The 25,792-nt window shown below is 73.1% G+C and carries 23 protein-coding genes, 1 pseudogene and 1 riboswitch; of the genes and pseudogenes, 15 read left to right on the top strand and 9 right to left on the bottom strand.

What is annotated here, in order from left to right:
* Positions 1 to 26 precede the first annotated feature (26 nt).
* Genes ACWEQL_RS28095 through ACWEQL_RS28080 form a run of 4 tightly spaced genes read left to right on the top strand, consistent with a single transcriptional unit; the run spans position 27 to position 4,713 of the window.
* On the top strand, positions 27 to 896 hold the full coding sequence (locus tag ACWEQL_RS28095) for a carbohydrate ABC transporter permease (protein WP_452153119.1): 870 nt from the start codon (positions 27 to 29) through the stop codon (positions 894 to 896).
* Entirely contained in the window at positions 893 to 1,726 is an 834-nt protein-coding gene (locus ACWEQL_RS28090) for a carbohydrate ABC transporter permease (RefSeq protein ID WP_452153117.1), read from the top strand. The genes ACWEQL_RS28095 and ACWEQL_RS28090 overlap by 4 nt, the downstream gene beginning before the upstream one ends.
* Positions 1,727 to 1,733: 7 nt before the next feature.
* Positions 1,734 to 3,551 (top strand): glycoside hydrolase family 36 protein, encoded by a 1,818-nt coding sequence (locus tag ACWEQL_RS28085; protein ID WP_452153116.1) that lies wholly within the window; start codon positions 1,734 to 1,736, stop codon positions 3,549 to 3,551.
* A 55-nt stretch (positions 3,552 to 3,606) separates the two neighbouring features.
* Entirely contained in the window at positions 3,607 to 4,713 is a 1,107-nt protein-coding gene (locus ACWEQL_RS28080; RefSeq protein WP_452153115.1) for a LacI family DNA-binding transcriptional regulator, read from the top strand.
* Positions 4,714 to 4,748: 35 nt separating this feature from the next.
* Here the strand turns inward: ACWEQL_RS28080 and ACWEQL_RS28075 are convergent, their stop codons facing one another.
* A complete protein-coding gene (locus ACWEQL_RS28075) occupies positions 4,749 to 5,552 on the bottom strand; it encodes a universal stress protein (protein WP_452153114.1) in 804 nt (267 codons plus the stop codon).
* Positions 5,553 to 6,092: 540 nt separating this feature from the next.
* Here ACWEQL_RS28075 and ACWEQL_RS28070 point away from each other — a divergent pair.
* Both ACWEQL_RS28070 and ACWEQL_RS28065 read left to right on the top strand, forming a co-directional pair.
* Complete coding sequence (locus ACWEQL_RS28070) at positions 6,093 to 6,704, top strand: DUF6292 family protein (protein ID WP_452153113.1); 612 nt, start codon at positions 6,093 to 6,095, stop codon at positions 6,702 to 6,704.
* Positions 6,705 to 6,796: 92 nt separating this feature from the next.
* Positions 6,797 to 7,732: an ATP-grasp domain-containing protein gene (locus ACWEQL_RS28065; protein ID WP_452153112.1), complete on the top strand. Its 936-nt coding sequence runs from the start codon at positions 6,797 to 6,799 to the stop codon at positions 7,730 to 7,732.
* 66 nt (positions 7,733 to 7,798) lie between these two features.
* Here ACWEQL_RS28065 and ACWEQL_RS28060 read toward each other — a convergent pair whose 3' ends face one another.
* Entirely contained in the window at positions 7,799 to 9,175 is a 1,377-nt protein-coding gene (locus tag ACWEQL_RS28060) for an FAD-dependent oxidoreductase (RefSeq protein WP_452153111.1), read from the bottom strand.
* Between the two features lie 94 nt (positions 9,176 to 9,269).
* Positions 9,270 to 9,445, top strand: a riboswitch (M-box (ykoK) riboswitch).
* A gap of 315 nt (positions 9,446 to 9,760) precedes the next feature.
* On the opposite strand from ACWEQL_RS28060, the gene ACWEQL_RS28055 reads away from it, so the two are divergent.
* The gene (locus ACWEQL_RS28055) at positions 9,761 to 10,942 is read left to right on the top strand and encodes a magnesium and cobalt transport protein CorA (RefSeq protein WP_452153110.1); all 1,182 of its coding nucleotides are present in this window, start codon (positions 9,761 to 9,763) and stop codon (positions 10,940 to 10,942) included.
* Positions 10,943 to 11,130: 188 nt separating this feature from the next.
* Positions 11,131 to 11,508 carry a hypothetical protein gene (locus ACWEQL_RS28050; RefSeq protein ID WP_452153109.1) on the top strand — a complete coding sequence of 126 codons (378 nt, stop codon included), beginning with the start codon at positions 11,131 to 11,133 and terminating at the stop codon, positions 11,506 to 11,508.
* 764 nt (positions 11,509 to 12,272) lie between these two features.
* On the opposite strand, the gene ACWEQL_RS28045 is transcribed toward ACWEQL_RS28050, so the two are convergent.
* The gene (locus ACWEQL_RS28045; RefSeq protein ID WP_452153108.1) at positions 12,273 to 13,019 is read right to left on the bottom strand and encodes a hypothetical protein; all 747 of its coding nucleotides are present in this window, start codon (positions 13,017 to 13,019) and stop codon (positions 12,273 to 12,275) included.
* A gap of 482 nt (positions 13,020 to 13,501) precedes the next feature.
* On the opposite strand from ACWEQL_RS28045, the pseudogene ACWEQL_RS28040 reads away from it, so the two are divergent.
* Positions 13,502 to 13,687: pseudogene (locus ACWEQL_RS28040) on the top strand (CorA family divalent cation transporter); the annotation flags it as partial.
* A gap of 73 nt (positions 13,688 to 13,760) precedes the next feature.
* Here ACWEQL_RS28040 and ACWEQL_RS28035 read toward each other — a convergent pair.
* Positions 13,761 to 14,870 carry an FAD-dependent monooxygenase gene (locus ACWEQL_RS28035; RefSeq protein WP_452153107.1) on the bottom strand — a complete coding sequence of 370 codons (1,110 nt, stop codon included), beginning with the start codon at positions 14,868 to 14,870 and terminating at the stop codon, positions 13,761 to 13,763.
* 193 nt (positions 14,871 to 15,063) lie between these two features.
* On the opposite strand from ACWEQL_RS28035, the gene ACWEQL_RS28030 reads away from it, so the two are divergent.
* Positions 15,064 to 16,089 (top strand): TetR/AcrR family transcriptional regulator C-terminal domain-containing protein, encoded by a 1,026-nt coding sequence (locus tag ACWEQL_RS28030; protein WP_452153106.1) that lies wholly within the window; start codon positions 15,064 to 15,066, stop codon positions 16,087 to 16,089.
* Positions 16,090 to 16,127: 38 nt separating this feature from the next.
* Here ACWEQL_RS28030 and ACWEQL_RS28025 read toward each other — a convergent pair whose 3' ends face one another.
* The 3 genes from ACWEQL_RS28025 to ACWEQL_RS28015 form a co-directional block, all read right to left on the bottom strand.
* A complete protein-coding gene (locus ACWEQL_RS28025) occupies positions 16,128 to 17,435 on the bottom strand; it encodes a PASTA domain-containing protein (RefSeq protein ID WP_452153105.1) in 1,308 nt (435 codons plus the stop codon).
* 170 nt (positions 17,436 to 17,605) lie between these two features.
* Positions 17,606 to 17,938 carry a hypothetical protein gene (locus ACWEQL_RS28020; RefSeq protein ID WP_452153104.1) on the bottom strand — a complete coding sequence of 111 codons (333 nt, stop codon included), beginning with the start codon at positions 17,936 to 17,938 and terminating at the stop codon, positions 17,606 to 17,608.
* Between the two features lie 65 nt (positions 17,939 to 18,003).
* Entirely contained in the window at positions 18,004 to 18,225 is a 222-nt protein-coding gene (locus ACWEQL_RS28015) for a hypothetical protein (RefSeq protein ID WP_452153103.1), read from the bottom strand.
* A gap of 355 nt (positions 18,226 to 18,580) precedes the next feature.
* On the opposite strand from ACWEQL_RS28015, the gene ACWEQL_RS28010 reads away from it, so the two are divergent.
* Together ACWEQL_RS28010 and ACWEQL_RS28005 are read left to right on the top strand one after the other, a co-directional pair.
* Entirely contained in the window at positions 18,581 to 19,783 is a 1,203-nt protein-coding gene (locus ACWEQL_RS28010) for an ROK family protein (RefSeq protein WP_452153102.1), read from the top strand.
* A 46-nt stretch (positions 19,784 to 19,829) separates the two neighbouring features.
* Positions 19,830 to 20,501: an RICIN domain-containing protein gene (locus tag ACWEQL_RS28005; protein WP_452153101.1), complete on the top strand. Its 672-nt coding sequence runs from the start codon at positions 19,830 to 19,832 to the stop codon at positions 20,499 to 20,501.
* 18 nt (positions 20,502 to 20,519) lie between these two features.
* Here the strand turns inward: ACWEQL_RS28005 and ACWEQL_RS28000 are convergent, their stop codons facing one another.
* Positions 20,520 to 22,010, bottom strand: coding sequence for an MATE family efflux transporter (locus tag ACWEQL_RS28000; RefSeq protein WP_452153100.1), 1,491 nt, complete (start codon positions 22,008 to 22,010; stop codon positions 20,520 to 20,522).
* Between the two features lie 245 nt (positions 22,011 to 22,255).
* Here ACWEQL_RS28000 and ACWEQL_RS27995 point away from each other — a divergent pair, with 245 nt between their 5' ends.
* Together ACWEQL_RS27995 and ACWEQL_RS27990 are read left to right on the top strand one after the other, a co-directional pair.
* Positions 22,256 to 22,747, top strand: coding sequence for a hypothetical protein (locus tag ACWEQL_RS27995; protein ID WP_452153099.1), 492 nt, complete (start codon positions 22,256 to 22,258; stop codon positions 22,745 to 22,747).
* A gap of 41 nt (positions 22,748 to 22,788) precedes the next feature.
* Entirely contained in the window at positions 22,789 to 23,061 is a 273-nt protein-coding gene (locus tag ACWEQL_RS27990; protein WP_452153098.1) for a hypothetical protein, read from the top strand.
* Positions 23,062 to 23,100: 39 nt separating this feature from the next.
* On the opposite strand, the gene ACWEQL_RS27985 is transcribed toward ACWEQL_RS27990, so the two are convergent.
* The gene (locus ACWEQL_RS27985; RefSeq protein WP_452153097.1) at positions 23,101 to 23,628 is read right to left on the bottom strand and encodes a hypothetical protein; all 528 of its coding nucleotides are present in this window, start codon (positions 23,626 to 23,628) and stop codon (positions 23,101 to 23,103) included.
* A 254-nt stretch (positions 23,629 to 23,882) separates the two neighbouring features.
* Between ACWEQL_RS27985 and ACWEQL_RS27980 the strand changes: the two genes are divergently transcribed.
* On the top strand, positions 23,883 to 25,445 hold the full coding sequence (locus ACWEQL_RS27980) for a M28 family peptidase (protein WP_452153118.1): 1,563 nt from the start codon (positions 23,883 to 23,885) through the stop codon (positions 25,443 to 25,445).
* Positions 25,446 to 25,792: the final 347 nt, after the last annotated feature.

Here is a 25,792-nt window from a genome sequence, read left to right as displayed (position 1 = left end):
GCGGCCGGGCCGGGGGCGGGCGCGCCGTGCGCCGCGCCCGGCCGGGCCGCCGCGCCCTGCCGTACCTGCTGCTCGCCCCCGCGCTGATCCTCTTCGGCGTGTTCAAGGCGTACCCGATCGTCTCCTCGCTGCTGCTGTCGCTGACCACCGGCTCCGGCGCCGCCACCCGCGACGCCGGCATGGACAACTACCGCCGCCTGCTGGACGATCCGCTGTTCTGGACGGCGCTGAAGAACACCGCCGTGATCCTCGCCGTCCAGGTCCCGCTGATGCTCGGTCTCGCGCTGCTGCTGGCGATCGGCATCAACTCGGCCTTCGTCCGCTGGCGCGCGGTGTGGCGCCTCGGCGTCTTCATGCCCGCCGTCACCGGACTGGTGGCGACCGGCGTGATGTTCGCCTTCCTGCTCGACACCCAGCACGGCGCCGTCAACTGGGTCCTGGACGCGGTCGGCCTGCCCACCGTGGACTGGCTGGGCAGCCCGTTCTGGTCGAAGATGTCCATCGTCCTCGTCCTGACCTGGCACTACACCGGCTACAACGCCGTGATCTACCTGGCCGGACTGCAGGGCATCCCCCGCGAGCTCTACGAGGCCGCGATGGTGGACGGCGCCGGCCCGGTGCGCCGCTTCCTGTCGATCACCGTGCCCGCGCTGCGGCCGATCCTGCTGTTCACCGTGGTCCTCTCCACCATCGGCACGCTCCAACTCTTCGACGAGCCCTACGTGCTGACCCGGGGCGGCCCCGACAACGCCACCCTGACCGTCTCGATGTACCTGTACGAGAACGGCTTCCGCTACTTCGACTTCGGCTACGCCTCGGCGATCGCCTACGCCCTCACCCTGCTGGTCTCGGTGCTCGGCGCGATCCAGATGCGCCTGATGGGAGAACGCGAATGACCGCCCGGCGCAAGGGGCTGCGCGGCTGGCCGCTCACCCTCGTCCTGGCCGCCCTGACCGGCCTGTCGATCGGCCCGTTCTACTGGCTGGTGATCACCGCCACCCAGCAGGACTCCGACATCTTCACCTGGCCGCCCAAACTGCTGCCGGCCGGTTCGCTCGGCGATAACCTCGGCCACCTCCAGGACCGGATCGGCGTCGGCCGGGTGTTCGCCAACTCGCTGCTGGTGGCCGGACTCCAGACGCTGGGCGCGCTGATCGTCGCCCTGCTGGCCGGCTACGCCTTCGCCAAGTTCCGCTTCCGCGGCCGCACCGCGCTGTTCGTGCTGCTGCTCTCCACCCTGGTGGTGCCGGACCAGGTGATGCTGGTGCCGCTGTTCAAGATGATGATGTCGATGAAGATGCTCGACAGCTATCCGGCGGTGATCCTGCCGGGCCTGTGCGTGCCCTTCGCGATCTTCCTGATGCGCCAGGCGCTCAGCGCGATGCCCGACGAACTGCTGGACGCCGCCCGGGTGGACGGCGCCGGCGAGCTGCGGGTGCTGTGGAGCGTGGTCATCCCGGTGATGCGCCCGGTGCTGGCCGCCCTGTCGATCTTCCTGTTCCTGGGCAGCTGGAACCAGTTCGTCTGGCCGCTGATCGCGCTGCGCAGCCCCGAGATGCACACCCTGCCGGTCGCGCTGGCGACCCTGCACGGCAGTCAGGCGCAGACCGACTACGGCCCGATCCTCGCCGGGACCGCGCTGTCCACCCTGCCGATGATGGTCCTCTTCCTGGTCCTCCAGCGGCAGTTCATCTCCGGCCTGCTGGCCGGCGCGACGAAGGGCTGAACCCCCGATGACCGACACCCCCGACCTGACCGGGACCCCCGGCCCGACCGACATCCCCGACCTGACCGGCACCGCTGAGCCGACCGATGCCCCCGAGGTGAGCGGTACCTCTGGGATCTGGGAGCCGCACGCCCCCACCGCCTCCGACGCGCCGCCCGTCCACCTCGGCGCCGGCGGACTCGACCTGATGGTCACCGGCACCGCCACCACCCGTACCGTGGCCGACGGCGTCCTGGAGGTCACCGTCACCCGGCCCGGCCGCGTCCGGCTGGAGTGGCGGGTGCCCTGCACCGACGCCACCGCCCTGTGGACCCCGGACGCCCGCGGCACCGGCTGGCTGCCCGCCGCCTGGAGCGCCCCGCGCCGCACCAGCATCGCCCGGGGCGCGCCGGTCGCCGCCCTCGTCGGCACCGGCGACGTCACCCTCTGCGCCTTCGCCGCCGACCGCGTCGACGTGCTGGCCGGCGCCGGCGTCCTGGAGGAGACCGGCGAGTTCCGCTCCTGGGTCGAGGCGGACGACACGCTCACCGTCCGCATCGACACCTCGGGCCGGCACTTCGCCCGCAGTCTCGCCGACATCGCCGCCTGGTGGGGCGCCGACCGTAAGGTCCGCGTGCCCGACACGGCCCGGATGCCCGCCTACTCCACCTGGTACTCGCTGCACCAGAACGTCACCCCCGAGGCGGTGGAGACCCAGGCCGCGCTCGGCAAGGAGCTCGGGCTCGACCTGATCATCGTGGACGACGGCTGGATGACCGCCGACCGCACCCGCGGCTACGCGCACTGCGGCGACTGGGAGCCGGTCTCCCTCCCCGACACCGCCGCCCACGTCGAACGGGTGCACGCCCTCGGCGTCGGCTACCTGCTCTGGTACGCGCTGCCCTTCATCGGCCGCGACAGCGAGGCCTGGCCGCGGCTCAACGGCTACGCGCTGACCCGGGCCGACCACATGGGCGCGGTGGTCGCCGACCCGCGCTACCCCGTCGTCCGTGAGCACCTGGTGGGCCGGCTCGCCCGCGCGGTCGAGGAGTGGGGCATGGACGGCCTCAAGATCGACTTCGTGGACTGGTTCGACGTCCAGGACCCGCCGCCGGCCGGTCCCGAGGCCGACTGCGCCACCGTCGGCGAGGGCGTGGAACGCCTCCTCGCCGAGATCGGCCGAAGGATCACCGCCGCTCACCCCGACGCCCTGGTCGAACACCGGCAGCCCTACGTCAGCCCCGGCCTCTGGCCGTACACCACCATGATCCGCGCCACCGACTGCCCGCTCAGCCCCGCCGAGAACCGCCAGCGCACGCTGGACGTCCGGCTGGTCGCCGGGCCGGTCGCCGTCCACGCCGACATGCTCATGTGGCACCCCCGGGAGACCCCGGAGCAGATCGCCTGCCACCTGATCAACGTGCTGTTCTCCGTCCCGCAGATCTCCGTCGACCTCGCCCGGCAGAGCCCCGCGCAGCTGGAGGCCCTCGCCTTCTGGCTGGGCGTCGTCCGCGCCCACGTCCCGGCCCTCCAGCTGGGCGAACTCCTGCCCACCCGGCCCGACCTCGGCTACCCCATGGTCACCGCCGCCGGCGAGGACACCACGGTGGTCGCCCGCTACGCGCCGCTGCCCGTGGACGCCGGCACCGCCCGGCGCACCCTGCTGGTCGCCAACGCCGACGCCGACCCCGCCGTCCGCCTGACCGGGGGCGACGGAACCGCCTCGGCCACCGTCCAGGACGCCCGCGGCCGTACCGTGTGGCAGGGCACCGTCGACCTGTCCGGCCCGGACGGAGCCACCGTCGCCGTACCGCGCGGCGGACTGCTGACCCTGCGCCGCCCGTGAACCGGCCGCAGCCACGAGTGAGGAGTGGGCCACGAGTGAGGAGCGGGAGCACCGCATGACCCAGGGAGCACGCCGGCCGCGCCGCGGCGGGACCACCATCGAGGAGGTCGCCCGCGCGGCCGGCGTCTCCCGGCAGACCGTCTCCAACGTCCTCAACGCCCCGCAGAGGGTCCGCCCCGAGACCCTCGCCGCGGTCACCCGGGTCATCGACGAGCTCGGCTACCGGCCCGACCAGTCCGCCCGCTCGCTGCGCACCGGCGCCCGCCGCACCCTCGGCTACCTCGCCCCGGTCGACGACCCCTTCGACCCCAACCCGCTGATGTCCGGCTTCCTGGAGGCCCTGGTCGACGCGGCCGGCGCCGAGGGCCAGCGCATCCTGCTGTTCCGCCCCGCCCAGGGCAGCACCGACCCGCGCCCCGTCATCGACGAGCTGATCGCCGGCCGCCAGGTCGACGGGCTGCTGCTCGCCGACGTCCTGCACGACGACCCGCGGATCGCCCACCTCGCCGGCGCCGGGATCCCGTACGCCGCCTTCGGGCGCACGGGACCCGCCGGGCCGGACGGGCTCACCGGACCTGCCGGGCCGGACGGCTTCACCGGTCCCGACGGGCCCCGGCGCTGGGTCGACATCGACAATCGGGCGGCCATGGCCGACATCGCCCGCCACCTCGCCGACCGCGGCCACCGCCGGGTCGGCTACCTCGGCCCCGCCGAGGGCCCGCCCTGGCTGGAGGCCCGTCACCAGGGCTTCCACACGGCCGCCGGGCAGCTGGGGCTGTCCGTCGTGGCCGGATCCACCGCGGCCGCCACGGCCACGGTGGCCGAGGACCCGGCCCGCGCCGTCGCCGCCGTCCGCGCCCTGCTGCGCACCCCCGACCGGCCCACCGCCCTCGCCGCCTCCGGTGACCTGACCGCGCTCACCGCCTACGAGGCGATCCGCGCCGAGGGTCTGGCCGTCGGACGGGACGTCGCCGTCACCGGGTTCCACGACACCCCGGTCTGCCGCCACCTCCACCCCACCCTGACCTCGGTCCGGCTGCCGCTGCGCCGGATCGCCGGCGAACTGGTCCGCGCCCTGCTCGCCCAGATCCGCGAGGACCCGCTGCCCGGGCCGGGCGCGGTGCTGCCGGCGGAGCTGGTGGTCCGGGGCAGCTCGGGCTGAACCCGGGCTGAACCCGGACCCCGGAGCGGGCGTGCTCAGCGGGGTGGCGGCACCGTGATCACCGGGCAGCGCGCCCGGTGCAGCAGCCCGTGCGGTACGGACCCCAGCCGCATCCCGCTGAACCCGCCGTGCCCCCGCCGCCCCACCACCACCGCGAGCGCCTGCTCCGAGGCCTGCGCCAGCAGCTCCACCGGGTGCCCCGCCAGCACCTGGTGGCTCAGCACCACGTCCGGGTGCCCCGGCACGTACCCGCCGGTGACCTCCGCCAGCCGCACCCGGGCGGCCTCCACGGCGGCCCGCTCGTCCGCCGGGAACAGCACCGGCGGCTGCCACACCCACACCGCCCGCAGCACCGCGTGCCGCCGGCCCGCCAGATCGAAGGCGAACGCCACCGCCGCCGCCGAGGCCTCGCTGCCGTCCACCCCGACCACCACGTGCGGCGGCCGCTCGCCCACGTGCTCCGGCGCGCCCAGCACCACCACCGGGCAGAGCGCCTGGGCGCTCACCGGCACCGTCACCGAGAAGTTGCTGAGCACCTCCTCCAGCCGGTTCAGCCCCCGCGAGCCCAGCACCACCAGCTCGGCGTGCCGCGACTCCTCGCACAGCGCCCGCGCCGGACTGTCCTCCGCCACGCCGGTGCTCACCGCCAGCTCCGGATGCCGCTCCCGCACCACGGCGGAGGCCGCGTCCAGCGCGGCGTCCCCGCGCTCCCGCAGCTCCTTGCGGTAACGGCCCTGCTCGAACGCCCGGATGTCGTGGATCGGCGGCGGCAGGGAGTGCACCAGCCGCAACGGCAGCCCGCGCCGCGCGGCCTCGTCGGCGGCCCACGCCGCCGGCATCCCCCCCGGGCGTCAACGCGTCGACGCCCAGCACGATCGGAAGCTGCCGTTCGGTGCCTGCTGCCATGGCTCCTCCAGGGGACGACCTACGTCCATCCTGCCTCCGCCCGGCCCTCCCGGCCCGCCCGGCCCTTCATGCTGGCCCAGGCCCCCGGCACTCTGGCCCGGCGCCGACCGGCCCCGGGTGGCGGGCTGGAGACGGAACCCGGAGGTGTACCCGATGATGACCACCGCCCGGGTCGTGGACCACCCGGCCCCCGCCGCCGAGGGCCCGCCCGCCGGGGAACCGGCCCCGTCGCTCTGCGCCGGCATCAGTGATGGCGCACGCGCGACGGTACCCGTTCGCGGCGGCGCCGGAGGCGTTGGCGGACCTGGCGGCGGGCCGGGTGACGGGGGTGGCGGTACTGGCCGGGTGGTGATGCCGGGGGTGCGACGTGGGGACGGGGGAAGTGGCCGCGGCTTCGGGTGAACGGCCGTTTGAGGAGCGGTCCGGGTGGCAGGGTGGCAGGGGTGGGCCGATGAGAAGGGTGGTGGGCACCGGTGTACGAGTCGGGGCCGTACAGCTCGTACCCGTACGAGGACTACATCGTGCGGGTGGTCCGCGCCCTCGGGGTGGCGGGCTCGGGCGTCTCCACCTGGCAGACCGACACCTGGACGCACGCCCACGGCGGCCGCCTCGGCGCCGAACTGTGCTGGCGCCGGGCGACCCTGGCCGACCGCGGGGCGGCCCCGCGGGCCGACCGTGACCTGCACCTGTTCTGGAACCCCGAGGACGGCTGGGCGTACCGCTGGGGCTCCGGCCGGGGTGACACCGGCGCGCGCGGGCTGGGCGTCGACGCCTTCGCCGCCCCGGCGGAACTGGTCGCCCTGTTCGGCGAGCTGGTCACCGGCCGGGAGCCGGGGCCGGTCACCGCCGGCCCGGAGAACGGCACCGACGCGGGCCCCGAGCTGCCCGGCCCCGCCCGCCGCGACCTGGTCGGCGGGCCGCTGGACGGCCACCGCATGGACGTCAGCACCCGCACCGCCGAGCAGCTGCGCCGGGGCCTCGCCCTGCGGGCCGCCGGCTGCGCCTACCCCGGCGGCCGCAGCCTCTACACCCAGGATCCGGAGCGCCCGGACGTCCTGCGCTGGTCCGGCGACCTGCCCGAATAGCCCCTCCGGCGTGGGGTTTCGGCCACCGGCCGGGCCCCGCGGCGCGGTCGGCGCTGTTGCCGGGCCGTCCGGGCGGCGCTTCCATTGGTCGCATGGGTGGTGGCGAGCTCGTCCTGATGACCGATCACCGTTCGACCGAGGGCAGCCGGGAGGTCCTGGCCACCGCCGTGCGCCGGCTCACGGGCAGAGAGCCGGTGCTGCTGGACGCCGGGCCCTTCCTGGCCGGTGGCGGCGGCCGGGCCGAGCGCGGTCCGGCGGGCGAACTGCTGCTGGAGGTACCGGGGGAGGGCCGCCGGGTGGCGGCGGACACGCTGCTGGTGTACGAGATCCCGCCGCACCGGCGACGCGCCTTCGAGGGGTTCCAGCACCGGCTGCGCGGGCTCGGCGCCCGCTCGCTCGGCACGGACGCCGGGGCCTGGCGCGCCGCCACCGAGAAGGACCTCACCGTCCGGCGGCTCGCCGAGCACGGCATCCCGCAGATGCCGAGCATCACGCTCTCCCGCCCGGACGCGGCGACCGCCGCCGAGGCCTTCGAGCGGCTCGGCCGTGACGTGTGGGCCCGGCCGACCGTCGGGATGGGCGGCGGCGATGTCTTCCACCTCACCACCGACGAGCAACTCGCCACCGCCGCACGGCACTACGCGGCGACCGGGACGGACTGGCTGATCGCCCGGGACGCCGGCAACCTCACCCCGGAGGGCGCCCGCCACCAGTACCGGGTGGTGGTGCTGGAGGGGCGGGTGGTCCGCGCGGTGGAGCACGTCCAGGCGGACCCGGACGCGCCCTGCAACGAGTGCCGCGGTGCCGTGTCCACCCTTCTTCGTCCCGGTGAACTCCCCTCCGGGCTCGACGAGTTGGCCATCGCGGCGACGGAGGCCGTGGGGCTGCCACTGGCCGGGGTCGACCTGGCCGCCGAACAGGGCGGCGTGGTGTTCGAGGTCAACGTCCACCCGGTGTTCGGCACGGTCGGCGGCCTGGAGACCGTCGCCGTGCCGTACGTCACCGCCCATCTGGCCCTGCCGGCCTGAACCGGCCCGGGCGGCAGGGCCGTTGCGCGAACCGCCCCGGCTTTCGGGTGAACCGGCCCGGGAGGCTCAGCCGTTGCGCAGCACGGAGGCCAGCACCGCCGGCCGGAACAGCGCGGTCGGCGGGGCGATCAGCGAGAGCACCTCGTGGAACGCCGCCGCCACCGTGGCGTCCGTCGTGGCCCGGGTCAGCACCCGGTCCAGGAAGCGGTGCTGGACGCGGACCAGCGCGCCCGACGGCCCGCCGGTGGTGGCGGGGAAGCGCACGTCCTCGCTGGAGGACATCACCCACGGGTTCTTGGTGGCCGCCGCGATCGCCCGCCGGGCCGTACGGACCGTCGCCGGGCCGATGCCCCGGTGGCCGAGGGCGGCCGCCCGCAGGGCCCGGGCGCCGAGCGCGGCGACCGTGATGCCCTGCCCGTACACGGGGTTGAAGGTGCAGGAGGCGTCGCCGAGGGCGACCAGGCCGTCCGGGCCGCCGCGCTCGTAGTGCCGCCACACGCCCGGACCGGGCAGGAAGCCGCGGACCTCGCCCGCCGGTTCGGCCTCGGCCAGCGCCTCGCGCAGGCCCGGGTCCCGCAGTTGCGCCAGGTGCTTGGCGAACCCGGCCTCGCCGGGTTCCGGTTCGGCGCCGCGCATCCCGCCGAGGCTGACGATCCAGCGGTCACCCTCCACCGGCAGCAGCACCCCGAGCCGCGGCACGTCCGGCGCCTTGGTCTGCAGGTAGAGCGCGGAGAAGCCGAGATCGGCGCCGGCCGGCCGGTGGTACAGCCGGCTGGAGTACGCGATGCCCGCGTCCACCCGCTCCTTCGGCACCGGCGGGCAGCCGAGCTCCTTCAGCCAGCCGGCCAGCGCGGTCGAACGGCCGGAGGCGTCCACCACCAACTCGGCCGGAACGTCGACTACTCCGCCGCGTCCCGAACCGCCCTCGGCGCGCTCGGCGTCGCCGGTCCGCGCGTTGCCGCGCTCGCGCACCCGCACACCCGTCACACCGCGCGCCGACCCCAGCAGTCCGACCACGTCGGTGCCCTCGCGGAACTCGATGGTCGGCTCGGTGCGCACCCGGTCCAGCACCACGTGGTCCAGAACCGGCCGGGTGCAGGAGAGGAACGCGAGGTCGGTCGGGTACTGGGCCATCCAGCCGGCCGCGCACAGCCAGCGCAGGTCACCGGAGAGCGCGACCTTCCGCGCCCCCGCCGCGAGCAACTCCTCCCGGGAGCCCGGCATCAGCTCCTCCAGCACCCGGTGGCCGGCCTCCAGCACCAGGTGCGCGTGCCGGCCCTGCGGCAACCCGGCCCGGAACCCCGGCCGTTCGGGATAGCGGTCGCGCTCGATCACCACGATCCGTTCCGCCGCACCACGCAGCGCCCAGGCCGCCAGCATTCCCGCCAGCCCGCCACCGATCACGACCGCAGTACCCCGACCCGGGGCCGCCAAGGAAGACATGCTACGTAGCGTAACGGACCGGCAGCGGCACGGTCACCACCCCCGGGCGGGCCCGGAACCCCGCCGGCGACGGGCTAGACTTGGGCCAGTTGTGCAGGCACCTCGTTCGGTGAGGCGTCGCCACGGACACAGGCCACTGACCCCACGACGTCGAGAGACGCCCAGGGTCAGGACAGGTCTCCCCGGGCTAAGGGGTGACCCCAAGTGGCTGCGCCCCCGCGGGCGCTACGCCGTGGCGTGCCAAAGCTCTGACGAGTTCGGGGGTGCCCCCGCCCGAGCCGGCGGACGTGTACGCGCGTCCCCGTGCCCGCGGCGCGGTCCCCCGTGGCCGGGTTCCGGCGTCCCCGGTGGGGGCGTCCCGAGGGCGGGGAGGTGAGAGCGGTGGAGTGCAGTAGTCCGGGCCGAAGTCGGCCCCGCACCCGGACGTCCCCGTTCCCCGGCACCCGGCAGCACCCCTCCCGTACCGCTCCCGTCACCCGTCGCACGGCCCGCCGCTGACCCGGCGGTTCGCCGGCCGCGTCGGGCGGCGGACGCCGTGCGCGGTGGAGTCCGACCGGGCGCCACCCCACCGTGGAGGTAACCGCCGTGTCCGACTGGCGAGTGCGCGCCGTGCGCGCGAGCAAGCGTCCGTTCTCCCGTCCCGCCCCGACCACCCGTGCCGCCCGCACCCGCGAGGCGCAGCCCGCCCCCGAGCACTCGATGGACCCCAGGCCCGACAGCACCGCGGACACCGTCTCGCTGGAGCGCTCCCTGGTCGACGCGGCCGTCTACCACGACGGCCGCCGCGTCGAGGCCCCCACCAGCCTGGCCGACATCTACCGCCAACTGCCCGGCAAGCCCGGCACGATGGCCTGGATCGGCCTCTACCGCCCCGCCGAGGCCCAGCTGCTGGAGGCCGCCGAGCGTTTCAACCTGCACGAACTCGCGGTCGAGGACGCCATCGTGGCCCACCAGCGCCCCAAGCTGGAGCGCTACGGCGACACCCTCTTCGTGGTGCTGCGGGCCGCCCGCTACCTCGACGACGTGGAGGAGGTCGACTTCGGCGAGATCCACCTTTTTGTCGGCCCCGACTTCGTCCTCACCGTCCGCCACTCGCAGGCCCCGGACATCTCCGCCGTCCGCCGCCGCCTGGAGGAGGAGGACCCCGACCTCCTCGCCCTCGGCCCGGAGGCCGTCCTGTACGCGGTCCTCGACGCCGTCGTCGACGGCTACGCCCCGGTGATCGCCGGCCTCCAGCACGACATCGACGAGATCGAGACCGAGGTCTTCGGCGGCGACCCCCAGGTCTCCCGCCGCATCTACGAACTCTCCCGCGAGGTCATCGAGTTCCAGCGGGCCACCCGCCCCCTCCTGGAGATCATGAAGTCCCTGGAGGCCGGCTTCGGCAAGTACGGCACCGACGACGAGCTCCAGCGCTACCTGCGCGACGTCGCCGACCACGCCACCTATGCCGCCGAACGCGTCGACGGCTTCCGCCAGATGCTGCAGAACATCCTCACCGTCAACGCCACCCTGGTCTCCCAGCGCCAGAACGAGGAGATGAAGCAACTCGCCGAAGCCGGCCACGCCCAGAACGACGAGATCAAGAAGATCTCCTCCTGGGCCGCCATCCTCTTCGCCCCGACCCTCATAGGCACCGTCTACGGCATGAACTTCGAGGCCATGCCCGAGCTGAAGTGGGCCTTCGGCTACCCCTTCGCGATCGCCCTGATGGCCCTGGTCTGCCTCAGCCTCTACGTCATCTTCAAGCGCCGCGACTGGCTGTAGTCACTCACCCCACACACTTGATCGACTTAGCGTAAACGAACCATGGAGCACGCTCCCAGGGGCCTTGTGCTCAGAATGTGCGGCTGTACTTCCGTGCAGGTGATAGACATGAGAGCGAAAGCTGCCCCCTGCTCGCGCCCGTGGCAGTACGTTGGTGCTTCACTTCGTCTTCATGGGGGTCAACAACCGTGAGCCTGCCTGATGTTGTTGGAGAAGTTGCGACTGGATCGGCCGTCGCGCTCGTCAGTGGTGCGGTCACGGGCGGCATGGCCTGGGTTGCAGTGAAGGTCCGCGAGCTCGTGCATCGAGGTACCTCTGCCGAGCGGGATGCCCTGATCACGGTTCTCAATGATCGGGGAGCCCCCTCGGAGGAGCTCGTAGCGCGACTGACCCCGCTGATTCGAGCGCACCTCGACTCACACCCGGAGGCGATCCCCGAGTTCAAAGCCTTGGCCATCACAGGACCCACCGTGTTCAACCAGCACAACAACGGCAATGGCGTGTTTATCGGCGGCGACAACCATGGCAGCCTGACGATCAACCATGGTGGGCTCGCTCGTGACTGACCAGTCGCCCGAGGCGAAGAGGGTTGTCAACCAGACGAACCACGGTCCGGGCACGTTCGTAGCTGGCAACGTTCTCGGTAGCATCGTGAACTAGCGGGTCCCTTGTCGGGGCCGTCTTTCTGGCGGCCATCTCCGGCACCGCGATCGTCTTTTGCATCCGGGGGTTGCCGTTCTCCGGCACAGGCCTACCTCCCGGCATAGCAACCCGGCTAGTAGCTGGGACTGTGTTCACATACGCCTTCTTTTCCTGCATTGCGGCGTTTCTCGCAAGGGCTGCGCAAGGTCTCGAAGTGTGGGCAGGGAGGTGCGCCGACATCACTGTCCGCAGCAGGGGCGGACTATCGGCGCATCTGCCCACAGGTATGGCCCGAGCCTTGGCGGCTACCTCCTCGAGACTGGCGACGACGGCTGTCCTTGTGGCCGTCTTCTACACGTGGGGGAATTTTGGCGACAGCGTCCAGGAGAGGGCATCTCTCGCACGCGACAACGCCGCCACGAACGCCTCACGGGCGCATGCAGCGACCAAGACGAAATGAAGAGCGCACTAAAATTCATCGCCCGCAATGCCCGCTGTTGTGCACAGCCACCTGCGAGGCCTGATTCGGCGCTGTGCCTAATTCCGCTCCGGCGGCCACCTGCTGGCCCAATCGCCTCGGTCGGAGCACGCCGACCGTGCCCATTGCGAGCCCTGGTGGAGCATTGTTGCCGCCGAAGCTGCGCGAGTCAGGACGCAGTTTGGGCGCACGCACCACTCGTGGAGCAGCTTAGCGGTTGACCATGTAGAGGATGAAGACTGCGCCGATTCCGAGGCCCCAAAGGAATGCGACGACCCGCGCCTTGTGGTCTGGAAGGATCTGCGGAGGAGGTGGAGTCACCGTAGCCTCGATCCGCCCTGCCACGCCATTCAGCGCGTTCCCTATCTCCTCGATCCGGCCGAGAGGACGTTCCCTGCTCTGCAAGCTCGCTATGTCCCTGGCCAGGTATTCCAGAGCTCTCAGACTTGCCTCAAGGCGTACGACCAAGCCTTCGAGGTCGACGATGGCACCGCTTCCCGTGCTGATGGCACTCTCGGCGCGGCTGGCAATCCTATCGAACTCTTCAAGGTTAAGCTGTTTCGACGCTTTGTCGAAGGTGTCCGCAGCATGAGATATCTGCCCTGCCACGTCCTCGTTGATGTTGTAGCCCGCGCGTGTGAGCATTCCAGCTACATCTTCGTTGATGCTGTAGCTCGCGCGGGTAAGCATCACGGCTACGTCCTCGTTGATACTGCGGGCCGCTATCGCGAGCAAACCTGCGGTCTCGAGGGAAATTATCCCGTCACCCAAAGCCTCTTCTAGAAGCTGTAACAAGGCAGGAGAATCCTTGGATATCTTTCTGAGCAGTGCCTTGGTCTTCGCATCGACCGCCTCGATGCGGATCTCGCCATGGTTGTCACCGCCAACGAAGGCGCCGCCACCATGATTGTGCTGCTCGGTGATGTATCGCTGCGGCTCCGAATCAGCGTCTGCCAACGCTCCTCCTAGCTGTTGACACGGACAGCGCCGGTTGGTTGTCAAGCCGGCATGAATCTGTCGCTCCGACGGAAACCCAGTGCCTCAATTTACACTCCGTCTGGGGGCGTGAGAACACTCTGTCGGCGCTGATGGCGACAGCACTGGCCTCTGCATCAAGCAAGTGGAGCCCCCGAGGTTGTTGCCAGACAGGCTGGGAGCGTGCGCGACGGACTGATGGTCCCGTGCGCAGAACGCAGGGGCGAGACTAGGTCGGTAACCAGTCAAACTTTCATGACAATTGGCTGAAAGTTGCGACTCGTGCGACGCGACACTGTGGACCGCCCTACGCAAGCAAAGTTCATGACGTGAAGCGCCCCGACGGTTTCCTCAACAAGGCATGCCCATGGGCCGCGGCTGTGTACATCTGACATTTAGCCGGCTGCACCGTCTGTCCACGCTCTTGTCGATTTTCTGCAGAACAACGGTGTGAGAGCGATGCCTTCAAGAAGATCTCCTCCTGGGCCGCCATCCTCTTCGCCCCGACCCTCATAGGCACCGTCTACGGCATGAACTTCGAGGCCATGCCCGAGCTGAAGTGGGCCTTCGGCTACCCCTTCGCGATCGCCCTGATGGCCCTGGTCTGCCTCAGCCTCTACCTCGTCTTCAAGCGCCGCGACTGGTTGTGAGCCGGTGAACCGTGAGCCATGAGCCGCCGTGCCCCGGGGTGGTGCCGGGGCGCGGCGAGTGGCGGGGGTGGCGTCACGCGTCCAGGGGGATGGCGTTCTTGGCGGCCTCGACGGACTCCTCGGCGGCGGGGCCGCCGGGGTTCTCGGTGGCGAGGGCCTGGTTGGCGGCGACGAAGGGGCGCAGGCGCTCCTCGTAGCGGGCGAAGGCGGTGGCGTGGTCGCCGGCGGCGCGGGCGAGTTCGTCGGCGAGGACGTAGGCGCCGACCAGGGCCAGGCTGGTGCCCTGGCCGGAGAGGGGGGAGGCGCAGTAGCCGGCGTCGCCGACGAGGGCGGCGCGGCCGCGGGTCCAGTGGTCGAGGTGGACCTGGGCCATCACGTCGGAGTAGAAGTCGGGCGCCCGGTCGAGGGCGGCCAGCATCCGGGGGGTCTCCCAGCGCAGGGCGGAGATCCGCTCGGCGACCAGCTCACGGGTGCGGGCGACGTCGCGCAGTTCGTCGCCGCTGGACCGGGCGGCGAAGCCGAAGGTGATCCGCAGCTCCTTGTTGTCGCGCACCGGGTAGATGCCGTAGCCGGCGTCGCCGTCGCGCTGCCAGACCTGCCAGTCTTCCAGCTCCAGGAAGTTGTCGGCGCTGAAGATGGCGAGCTGGGTGCCGAGCTGGCGCAGGAACTCCTCCTCCGGACCGAAGGTGAGGCGGCGCACCGCCGAGTGCAGGCCGTCCGCGCCGATCACCAGGTCGAAGCGGCGGGGCTGCCCGTGCTCGAAGGCGACCTGGATGCCGTCCGCCTCCTCGGCGAGCCCGGTGATCGCGTCGCCGTAGACGAACTCGGCCTTGCCGTCGATGAGTTCGGTGAGCATGGCGACGAGGTCCTCGCGCAGCAGCTCGATGTCGTCGCTGTCCAGGCGGCCGGCGCTGTAGGTGGACTCGGTGGAGCGGTGCACCTCGTTGCCGTCCGCGTCGAGGACCGACATGCCGCGCATCTGCGTGCGCACCGCGCGCACCTGCTCGGTGAGGCCCATCCGCTCGACGACGGTGAGGGCGATGCCCCGGATGTCGACCGCCTGGCCGCCGCGGCGCGGGGCGGGGGCGCGCTCGACGATGGTCGGCGCGAAGCCGTTGCGCTGCAGCCAGTAGGCGAGCGTGGTGCCGGCGATGCCGCCGCCGGAGATGAGGACGGTCTGCATGAGGGTCTCCCGTTGTCCGTTCGTCAGTGCTTACGCCGTAAGCACGCTCTGAATGTACGTCGTAAATGCAGCGATGTGCAAGGGGTGATGGGAAGCAGCTGTACTAGTACAGGCGGTGCCGTGCGCGTGCCGCGCTGGTAGGGTCGGGACCGGTACGACCGGGGGGAAGGAACATCACCGAGGAGCGGACGGCATGACAGCGGAGACCGACCCACCCTTCCAGCGGATCGCCGCCGAGCTGCGCCGGCGCATCACGACGGGCGAGCTGGCGCCGGGCCAGCGGCTGCCCTCGAACCGCCGGATGGCCGAGGACTGGGGTGTCGCGCTGGCCACCGCCACCAAGGCGCTCACCGTGCTGCGGCTGGAGGGCCTGGTGGAGGCCCGTCCCCGGATCGGCACCGTGGTGGCGGGCGGGTCCGACGCGCCGCTCGTGCCGGCCGCCGCGCCCACCGCGACCACCGTGCCGGCCACCGGGTCCGCCACCGGGCCCGTCGAACCGGCCACCGCGCCCGAGGGCCGGGCGCGCCGACGGGCCGCGGGCGAGGGCGAGCTGACCCGGGAGCGGATCGTCCGTACGGCGCTGGAGCTGGCCGACGCCGAGGGCCTCGGTGCGGTGTCCATGCGCGCGGTGGCCACCCGGCTCGGCGTCTCGGCGATGTCCCCGTACCGGTACGTGACCAGCAAGGAGGACCTCGTCCTGTTGATGGCCGACGCGGCCTTCGGGGAGGAGGGCTACCCGGCGGTGCCCCCCGAGGGCTGGCGCGCCCGGCTGGAACTGGGTGCCCGCACGCTGTGGACGCTGTTCCGCCGTCACCCCTGGCTGGCGCACGTCAGCCCGCTCACCCGGCCGATGCTGCTGCCCTGCCTGCTGACCCACGCCGAGTGGGCGCTCGCCGCGCTGGAGGGCCACGGGCTGGACGCGATCACCAGGATGGACGTCCACATCCTGCTCTACAGCCACGTCGAGGGCATCGCCGTCAACCTGGAACGCGAGGCCCAGGCCCGGGCCGCCACCGGAATGACGGACGACCAGTGGATGGACCACCAGGCCCCGGCCCTGGGCGCGGTCGCCGACTCCGGCCGTTTCCCGGCCTTCGCCCGGCTGACGGCCGCTCTCTCGGACGGCTACGAGCTGGACCTGGACGCGCTGTTCGAGTTCGGCCTGGCCAATCTGCTGGACGGGCTGACCGCGCGCATCGAGGGTGGCGCGGCCGGGTAGGCGGGGCGGGGGACGGGTGCGGGGGCAGGTGGCCGGGGCTACCGGGGCCTGTCCGGCTTCACGGCGAACACGAGGATGATCGGCTTGGTGAGGCCGATGACGGTGCCCTGCGGCGGGTCGGTACTGATCGCGGTGTTCTCGGTGAAGTCGGAGGTCCCCTTGCTCTGCGGCGTGACGTTGGTGAAGCCCTTGGCCTTGAGCTCCGCCTCGGCGGCCGCGCGGGTCAGTCCGGAGACGTCCGGGATCTTCGCCTTGCCGTCGGAGATCTTCAGGAAGACCGAACTGCCCTTGAGCACCTTGGTGCCGGCCTTCGGGATGGTGCTGATGATCTGGAGCTCGGGGACGCCCCCGCTCTCCACGTACTCGCCGTCGACGGCCAGGCCGAGCGCCTTGAGCTTGGCCGCGGCGGCCTCCTGGGTGAGGCCGGTCAGGTTCGGGACGGTGACCGGGGCGGGGGTGGAGGGGCCGGGGTTGCCGCCGTTCTGACCGCCGCTGGTCTGGTTGCCGCCGTTCTTGCCACCGCCGTTCTGCCCGCCGTTCTGACTCCCACCGATGGGGTTGCCGCCGCTCTGGCCCCCGGCGGGGTTGCCGCCCGTGCCGCCGCCGTTGCCGCCGGCGGTCGGTGAGGGATCGTTCGGGCCGCCGCCCGTCGAGGCGCTCACGCCGCCCTTGGTGCCCACCCCGAGCCCGAGGGCCAGCACCACGGCGATCGCGACCACGGCGGCGACCACGCCGGCGATGACCGCCGAGCGTCCGGCGCCGGAGCCCCGCCGGGTGCCCGAGCCCCGTTCGGCACGGGATGACGGACCCGCGCGGTCGTCCTGGTCCCACTCCAACCGGCCGGGCACGTCGACCGCGAAGGCCGCGCAGGCGGCCCCCTGGTTCGCCGTCGTGGACTCCACCCGCAGGGCGACCCCGAAGCGCGCGGCGGCCGCGTCACGCGCCCGGCCGGCGAGGTCGGCGGCCGGCACCCCGAACCGCGAGGCGATGTCCAGGCCGGTGCCGAGCCGGTCCCGCGGCGGGGTGAAGCGCAGCTCCACCGTGCGCTCCTGCCCGGGCGCGAGCGGGGCGGCGAGTGCGCGCCGGTCGTACTCCAGCCGCCCCTCGACCTCCTCGACCGGTTCCAGCCGGTAACCGTCCGCCCGGGGGCCGGCGTTGCGGACGGTCAGCCGTACCACCGCCGTCCGCCCGGGCTCGCCGCGTTGGCGGGCGGGCTCGCACCAGGCCTGCGTCCCGCTGTCGGCCCCGGCGCGCAGATCGGTGCCGCAGCGCTCGCCCGGGCAGTACACGGCGAGCCGCTCGCGGCCGTCCGTACGGGCGCCGCACAGCCGGCAGAAGAGCCTCATGGTCCCCCCTCGGGCCCGGTCCGACCCCGTGCCGGGGCAGGTTCCGAGACCCCGGCTACCCGCCCGTCGCGCTCCGGAACCGTGCCGTCGCCAACCGCGACGTGCCCGTGACCGATCGCGCGCGGACCCGTTGCCGAGGACCGGTCACGGTACGGCCCGGGGGCACGGCTTCAGCCCGCCCGCACCTTCCGCTCCGGCCGGCCGGTCTCCGGGTCGAGGCCGACCACGAACACCTCGCCGCCCGCGGTGGTCAGCCGGATCCGGTCCGGGCCGTCCCACTCCGCCGAGGCCAGCGCGTTGCGGGTGTCGTCGCCGTTGAAGTAGCCGACCGGCCAGCGCCGCGCGGTCAGCCACGAGCCGTCGTCCACCGAGACCCACCACAGGGGGTCGATCATCGCGGTGCCCCGGTGGATCACCAGGCTGCGGTCGGACCGGCCCGGTGCGGGCCGGTCCGAGGTCTTCGACGGCATGCCGCCGAACGCGAACGCCGCGAGCGGTGTCACCAGCAGCGCGCAGCCGAGCAGCGGGACCAGCAGCAGTGTCCGGTTCAGCCAGGAGCGGCACCCGATCAGGATCGCCAGGACGAGCAGCAGCAGGACCGCGGCGCCGAACTCCAGCGGTGGAAGAAGGCCTCGATGACCACCACCAGCCCGCCGTCCCGGGCGGCCCGGGCCCCGGCGTAGGTCAGCGCGACGAGTAGCGCCGCCAGCGCGAGCACGCCGAGCGCGACGGTGGTCCGCTGCCTCCGGGACCAGCGGCGCCGCGGTGGCACCGAGGGGCGGGCGGGCATCGGGGGCCGCGTGGGAGCGGGGGGCGGGCCCGCCGTCCTCGCGGCCGTCCTGCTGTCGGGTGCCGGCCCACTGCGGCCCGTCGTTCCGCGGTCGGGCACCGGCCCGGTGCCGCCCGTCGTTCCGCCGTCGCCCACGGCCTCGCCCTCGGTCATGACCCCCCCTTGAGCCGATCGACACGGGCGGCCAGGCTACCGGGCCGGGGTGTCCGCGCTCCGCCCCGGGCCGCCCCGGACCGACGGCCGGTCATACTGCGTGGGGCGGTTCCGGTCGTACGCGCCCGACGGGCGGCATCAGCGCCCGACGCGCCCCGCCCCGTCCTGCCCGCCCCCACCCGCGTCACGCCCGAGGAGAACGATGAGCCGCCACCTGCCCACCCCGCCAGGCCCGGGCGGCCCATCGGCCCTGCCGTGGAACCGGCAGCGGCTGCGCAGCAACAACGAGTGGCTGCTGCTGGAACGGCTACGCACCGACGGCCCCGCCTCGCGCGCCCAACTCGCCCGGGACACCGGCCTGTCCAAGCCGACCGTGTCCGCCGCGCTGGCCGCGCTCGACCAGGCCGGGCTGGTCCGCGAGGCCGGCACCTTCGCCCCCGAGCGCGGGCGCACCGCCGTGCTGTACGAGCCGGATCCGGCCGCCGGGCACGTCCTCGGCGTGGACATCGGCCGGGCCCGGCTGCGGGTCGCGGTGGCGGACCTCGCGGGCCGCCTGGTCGCCCGCCGGGACGTGCCCAACCGGGGCCGTACGGCGAACGCGGTGGCCGACGCCGTGGTGGCCGCCGCCGGCGAGGTGGTCGGGGAGGCGGGCCTCGCGCCCGACGGCCTGGTGCACGCCGTGATCGGCACACCGGGTGTCTGGGACGAGCGGCGGCGCAACGTCCGGTACGCGACCAGCCTGCCCGGCTGGGGCAGACCGGGGCTGTTCGACCGGATCGCGGCCGGGCTCGGCACGGAGATCACCGTCGTCAACGACGCCAACCTGGCCGCGCTCGGCGAGTACACCCTCGGCGCCGGGCGGGGCAGCCGGATGTTCGCCTACCTGCTGGTCGGGACCGGCCTCGGGGTCGGCGTGGTCAAGGACGGCGAACCGCTCACCGGAGCCCACGGCGCGGCCGGCGAGGTCGGCCTGCTCGCCCTGACCGCGACCGGCGGCACCGGCACGGTCGAGGAGGCCGCGGCCGCCGGCGCCGTCGTACGGACCGCCCTGGAGCTGGGCATGACCGGGCCGCTGACCGCCGAGGAGGTCTTCGCCGCCGCCCGGGCCGGCGACCCGCTCGGCCTGGCCGCCGTCCGGCACGAGGCCGAGCAACTCGCCTACGCCGTCGCGGTGTTGTCCTCGGTGCTCGACCCCGACCTGGTGGTCCTCGGCGGCGGCCTCGGCTCCGGCGCCGACCTGCTGCTCGACCCCCTCGAAAGCGCCCTGCACCGCCTCACCCCGCTGCGCCCCCGGCTCGCCCCGAGCGAGCTGGGGAAGGAGGCGGTGCTGCTGGGCGCCGTGACCACCGCGCTGGACGTCGCCCGGCCCGAGGTCTTCGTACGGCGGTCGGCGGCCGTCGGCTGAGCCCCGCCGCCACCCCCGGACACCGGTGGGGCGATAGCACGTCGGTATGGGCAAGAGCTGTCTGCCGAACCTCGGGCTCCACTGCTCGGATGGGCTGCGCCCGGGGGAGGGCCCCGGGCTGCCGACGAGTGGTCAGGAGTTCCCGTTGTTCCACGACTCGAAGCGGAAGGCACTGTTCGCGGCCGTCGCCCTGGCGACGGCCCTGGTGGGCACGACCGGAGTGGCACAGGCAGGGACGCAGGAGTACGCGGGACCGACGGGTTCGAAGGCGCCCGGCCGGGTGGACAGCATGCCGGTGCGGATCCTCAGCTCGTTCCAGGGCACCGGCAGCCAGCAGTGTCTGGACGCGGACGCCAACAACGGCGCCAACGGCACCAAGGTGCAGACCTGGGACTGCAACGGGACCAGCCAGCAGCGCTGGTACTGGTGGGACGACGGTTCGCTGGAGAGCTACCGGTTCCCCGGCAAGTGCCTGGACGCGGACACCAACGGCGGCGGGGCCAACGGCACCCGGGTCCAGCTGTGGGACTGCAACCACACCACCCAGCAGCGCTGGTTCACCCGCGCCAACGACGTGGCGATCTACAACTACCGCTTCTACAATGGCGGCAACACGGTCGTGGACCGCGACGCCAACGTGGCCGGCAACGGCGCCCAGGTGCAGCTGTGGGTGAAGAACTACCAGTCCCAGCAGTGGTGGAGGATCAACCGGGACTGACCGGCGGCCCCGCCCCGGTCAGCGGGCGGCGGGCCGCGCCGTGACCCGCGGTCGCGGACGGTCCGCCGCCTCCCGGACGGCCAGCGAACGGGCGTAGCGGCGCAGCAGCAGGACGGCGGTCGCGGCCAGCCCGGTGAGCAGGCCGAGCCAGACACCGCGAGGCCCGCCGCCCAGCGGGTGCGCGAACAGCCAGGCGGCGGGCAGCCCGACCAGCCAGTAGCCGACCAGGGTGAGCCGGAAGGCGCCGCCGGTGTCGTCCAGGGCGCGCAGCAGACCGATGCCGACGGTTTGCGCGCAGTCCGCGAACTGGAGCACCACGACCACGCCGAGCACCCCGGCGGCGATCTCCACCGCCGGCCGGTCGGCGGCCGCGCCCGGGTCGAGGAACGGGCGCAGCACCAGCCCCGGCAGGGCGAGGTAGAGCCCGCCCAGCACCGTCGCCACCGCGCCGCCGCAGGCCAGCGCGGTGGTGCGCAGCCGCCGCGCGGCGTCGTACGAGCCGAGCGCGAGCTCGCGGCTGACGTTGATCGACGTGGCGTGGGAGAGCCCGATGGCGGTCTGGAACACGATATGGACCAGCTGGCTGACGGCGGTGTGGGCGGCCAGCGCGGCGGTGCCGAAGCCGCCGGCCAGCAGGGCGGTGACGGCGAGGATCCCGGCCTGGGAGCCGTAGGTGGCGGCGATCGGGACGCCCTGGCCGAGCAGCCCGCGCACGGCGGCCGCGTCGGCCCGCCAGAACGCGAGGCCGAGCACCGGAGCCAGCTCCGGATCACGGCGTGCCGAGCCGTACAGGGCTATGCAGGTGAGCAGGTGGACGAGGCTGGTGGCGGCGCCGATGCCGGTGAGGCCGAGCGCGGGCAGGCCCCACAGACCGTGGATGAGCAGCCAGTCGAGCGCCGCGTTGACGGCGATCGAGGCGACCGTGATGCGGAGCAGCGCCTGCGGGCGGCGCAGGCCGACGGTGAACTGGCGGATCGCCTGGAACCAGAGCGCGGGGACCAGCCCCGGCGCGAGCGCCAGCAGCATCTGCTGGGCGCGTGCGGCGACGGCGGTGTCCTGGCCGAGCAGCCCGACGGCCCGGCCGAGCAGGACCATCAGCAGGGCGCCGACGAGCCCGGCCACGGTGGCGACGGCGAGCGAGGCCCGTACGGCGCCACGGATCTCCTCGGCGGCGGCCGTGTCGGGGTGGGGGCGGTGTTCGGCCTCGGCTTCGGTGGCGGCGTTCGGACAGGGCCGTTGTTCGGCCTCGGCGGCGGCCGCGGCGATCCGGTTGCCGACGGAGGTGATCAGGCCGGTGCCCGTCATGCGCAGCTGATTGAAGATCACCAGGGCGAGGCCGCCGGCTGCCAGCGCCTCGGTGCCCAGGACGCCCATCATCACGGTGTCGGTGGTGGTGAGGGCGACCTGCGCCAGCTGGGTCAGGGCGAGCGGGCCGGCCAGCGCGGCGAGCGCGCGGGCGTCCCGGAGGTAGCGGGAGCACCGGATGAGGACGGTCGACTTCGGTGTCACGGGCCTCGGTTCCTGCCGTCGGTTGGTGCCGTCGGGTGCGGGGAGGGGCGGTGCCGGTGGTGCCGTCGATGTCGATGACCATAGCCGCATCCGGCGCCCGCCGGGTGCGGTCGTGCGGGTTCAGATCTCGATCCGCCAACAGGTGGGCGAACGATTCGTCACTCACCCACGCACCGGCCGTCGTTCTGGTTGACTCACCGCTCTCACGCACCTCCCACCCCATCGGAACGGAGCGTTCACCACCCATGCTCTCCCGCACGCCCGGCGTCCGCCGCGCCCCGGCCGCCGTCGCCGGCTTCGTGATAGCCGTCGCCCTCGCCCTCACCGGCTGCGAGCCGACCCCCGCCGACACCCCCGTGACCCCTCCGGCGCCCGCCGTGGTCACCACCCCCGCCGCCGTCCCGGCCCCGGCCACCACCCCGCCGCCCGCCCCGCCGGTCACCAGCCCGCCCGCGCCCCCGGCGCCGGCCCCGACCACGGCCGCCCCTGCCGCCCCGGCGGCCCCGCCCTCCGCGAAGGCCCCGACCACCCCGAAGGCCACCCCCAGCGAGCGGCCCGCCCCCACGGCCGCCCCGGTCCCGGCCGGTGACTGCGAGATCCGCTCCGAGGCCGGCAACTGCTACAAGGCGGGCCAGTACTGCCGCAAGGCCGACCTCGGCCGCAGCACCCACGACGCCACCGGCCGCCTCCTCACCTGCCGCATCGTCAGCGGCCAGCCCCACTGGCAGGCGGACTGACCCCGCCGGCGGCCCCGGCTCCACCCGGTCGTCGGTGCGTGATGCCGTCACCGCACGGCCGGACCGCACCCGCCGCCGAGATCTCACCCACCGCTCCGGAACTTCTCCGCGGACTCCAGGAGGAGATCGAGCGGGGAGTCCTGCCCGGCCGGCGCGTCACCGACGTCGGCGACAGCGAGGTGTACGTCACCCGGATCGGGGCCGAGGGCGGGATGCCGGCCCTCACCGTCGCCTACGTGTACACCCCGCTGCCGCCTCCGCCGACCGCGGCGATCCACAAGGTGCTCCCCGCCGAGGACCGCCGGGAGGACTGAGCCCGGTACCCCGCCCCCGAACCCTCCTGTGGCCAGGCTTCAGGGCCGGTCGAGGGCGTGGTGCTGGAGGAAGGCTCCCGCGTGGGCGGCGGCTTCCTCCTTCGTCGCGTACGAGGTGTCGGCGGCGGTGGCGCCGGATGTGCCGTCCGCGCCCGTGCCTGTCCACCGCCAGCCGCCGGACGAGGGCTCCTGCGTCAGCTCGGCCGTTCCGCCGCACAGCGTGAGCGCGCCGCTCGTCCGCGCCGCCGTGCGGCCGGCGGCCTCGGGCCACTTCTTGCGGGCACCCTGCCGGGTGATGCCCCAGACGGCGCCCATCTGCTCGTAGCTCGCGCCGTAGGAGCCGGCCGTGCCCGCCGCGATCGCCGTCAGCCTCTTGACCTCCGCGTCCACCACCTTCCACGCGGCCAGGACGGACAGCGACACCTCGACGGGGTCCGCCTCCCACATGCGGTCCGCGGGCAGTCCGGACGCTCGGGCGCGCAGGGCCGACGCGAGCGGGTCGAGGGCGTCGTAGAGGGCCTTGTCGAGCGCCACCTGTTCTTCAAGAGTGATCTCGAATGGGTACATGCGACAACTTTAGTTAACTGTTGAGGTTTTGTAAACTCTGATTGTCGACTGCTCTGGGGAGTGCCCCCTCGGGGGCGCGAGGTGGGAGGAATTCCGGATCCGCGGGAGCTTGCCGGGGGCGGGCGGGAGGCTATCCGGCCGAAAGGGTTGGCAAGGTCGTGCCGAGCATGTCAAATCTGTCCGGACGGATGTTCATCCGCCGAGTGCCGTTGTGGAATCCCGGACTGACGGAAGGTTTCGCCTTGAACGCACGGATCCGTACGACCTCCTCCACCACCCCCGCCGCCCGGGCCCGGCGGACCGCCGGAGCCGCGCTCGCGGTGGCCGGGCTGGTCACGCCGCTGCTGCTGGTCGGCGCGGGGAGTGCCGCGGCCGACCCCGATCCGGCGAAGAAGGGGGCGAAGCTGGCCGCCAAGCTCGTGGAGCGCGCGGACGCCGAGGGCGCCTACGACACCCTGGAGGCGTTCCAGCGTGCGGCCAGGCGCAACGGCGGCACCCGGGTGGCCGGTGCCAAGGGGCACGAGGACTCGGCCCGTTACGTCGCGGAGCAGGCCAGGGACGCCGGGCTCAAGGTGTCGCGGCAGGAGTTCGACTACACCTTCTTCGAGGTGAAGTCGGAGCGCCTGCAGGTGGCGACGCCGGCGGCCGAGGACGTCCCGATGATCGCGATGACGTACTCGGGCGGCGGCCCGGAGGGCGGGATCACCGCGCAGGTGGCGGTCGTCCCGGTGGACGCGACCACCGGCTGCGAGGCGGCCGACTACGCGGCCGGCGCGTTCACCGGCCGGCTGGCGCTGATCAAGCGCGGCGGCTGCAGCTTCGCGGAGAAGCAGGCCGCCGCCGCGGCGGCCGGGGCGCTCGGCGCGATCGTCTACAACAACACCGACGGGGAGCTCAACGGAACCCTCGGCGACCCCGGCGCCGGGAAGATCCCCACCGGCGGCATCACCAAGGCGGCGGGCGAGTCGCTGGTCGCGAAGGCCGCCGCCGGGCCGGTCACGCTCCGCTTCGACCTGCGGACCTTCATGGAGAAGCGCCGCACCTTCAACCTGATCGCCGAGACCCGCGGCGGCGACGCCGAGAACACCGTGGTCGTCGGTGCCCACCTGGACTCGGTGGCGGGCGGCCCCGGCATCAACGACAACGGCTCCGGCTCGGCCGGCATCCTGGAGGTCGCCAAGGCGCTGGGCGAGCGTCAGGTGAAGAACAAGGTCCGCTTCGTGTGGTGGTCCTCCGAGGAGTTCGGCCTGATCGGCTCCAAGCACTACGTCGCCGCGCTCTCCGAGGCGGAGAAGAAGCGGATCAAGCTCTACCTCAACTTCGACATGATCGCCTCGCCGAACTACGTCCAGTTCGTCTACGACGGCGACGACTCGGACCACACCGGTGCCGGGGCGGGCCCGGCCGGGTCGGCCCAGCTGGAGCGGAACATCAACGCGTACCTGGACGGGCGGGGCACGCCGCACGAGGGCGCGGACTTCACCGGCCGATCCGACTACGGCCCGTTCATCGAGGCGGGCATCCCGGCGGGCGGCACCTCCACCGGCGCCGAGGTGATCAAGAGCGCCGCGCAGGCCGCCCGGTACGGCGGCACCGCGGGCGAGGCGTTCGACAAGTGCTACCACAAGGCCTGCGACGACCTGAGCAACGTCGACCTGGCCGCCTTCGACGTCAACATCGACGTCATCGCCCACGCGGTCGGCACCTACGCCTGGGACCTCTCCTCGCTGTACGCCCCGGTGGCGCCCGAGGACACCAGCGGCCAGTCCGGCAGCGGCGGCCTGGGCGAGGGGCATGCACGGGAGGTCGCGGCGTGAGTTGTCGGCGGCGGGTGGCTGACAGCTGACGGAGTCTGACGGTCGGAGTCCGGCGGGCGGCTTTCGGATGACGGATTTCGGATGTCGACCGACGGGCGACGGCTGACGGCTAACAGATGACAGATGACGGAAAACGTCAGTCGGATTTCAGATTTCAGATGGCGGACGACGTCTGACGGATGTCCGATACCAGATGACGCCTGACGCCTGACGCCTGACGGCTTCCGGACAACGACTGACAGAAACCGTCAGCCGTCGTCCGCCGACCCCCGCGGGGCGGCGGCGGCGCGCCCGGCGGCGCCCGCCCCCCTGGTCCACGCACAGCTAATCTCAGACCAGAACTACAA

Source organism: Kitasatospora sp. NPDC004240, from assembly GCF_053603215.1.
This window is presented reverse-complemented; position numbering and strand designations above follow the sequence as displayed.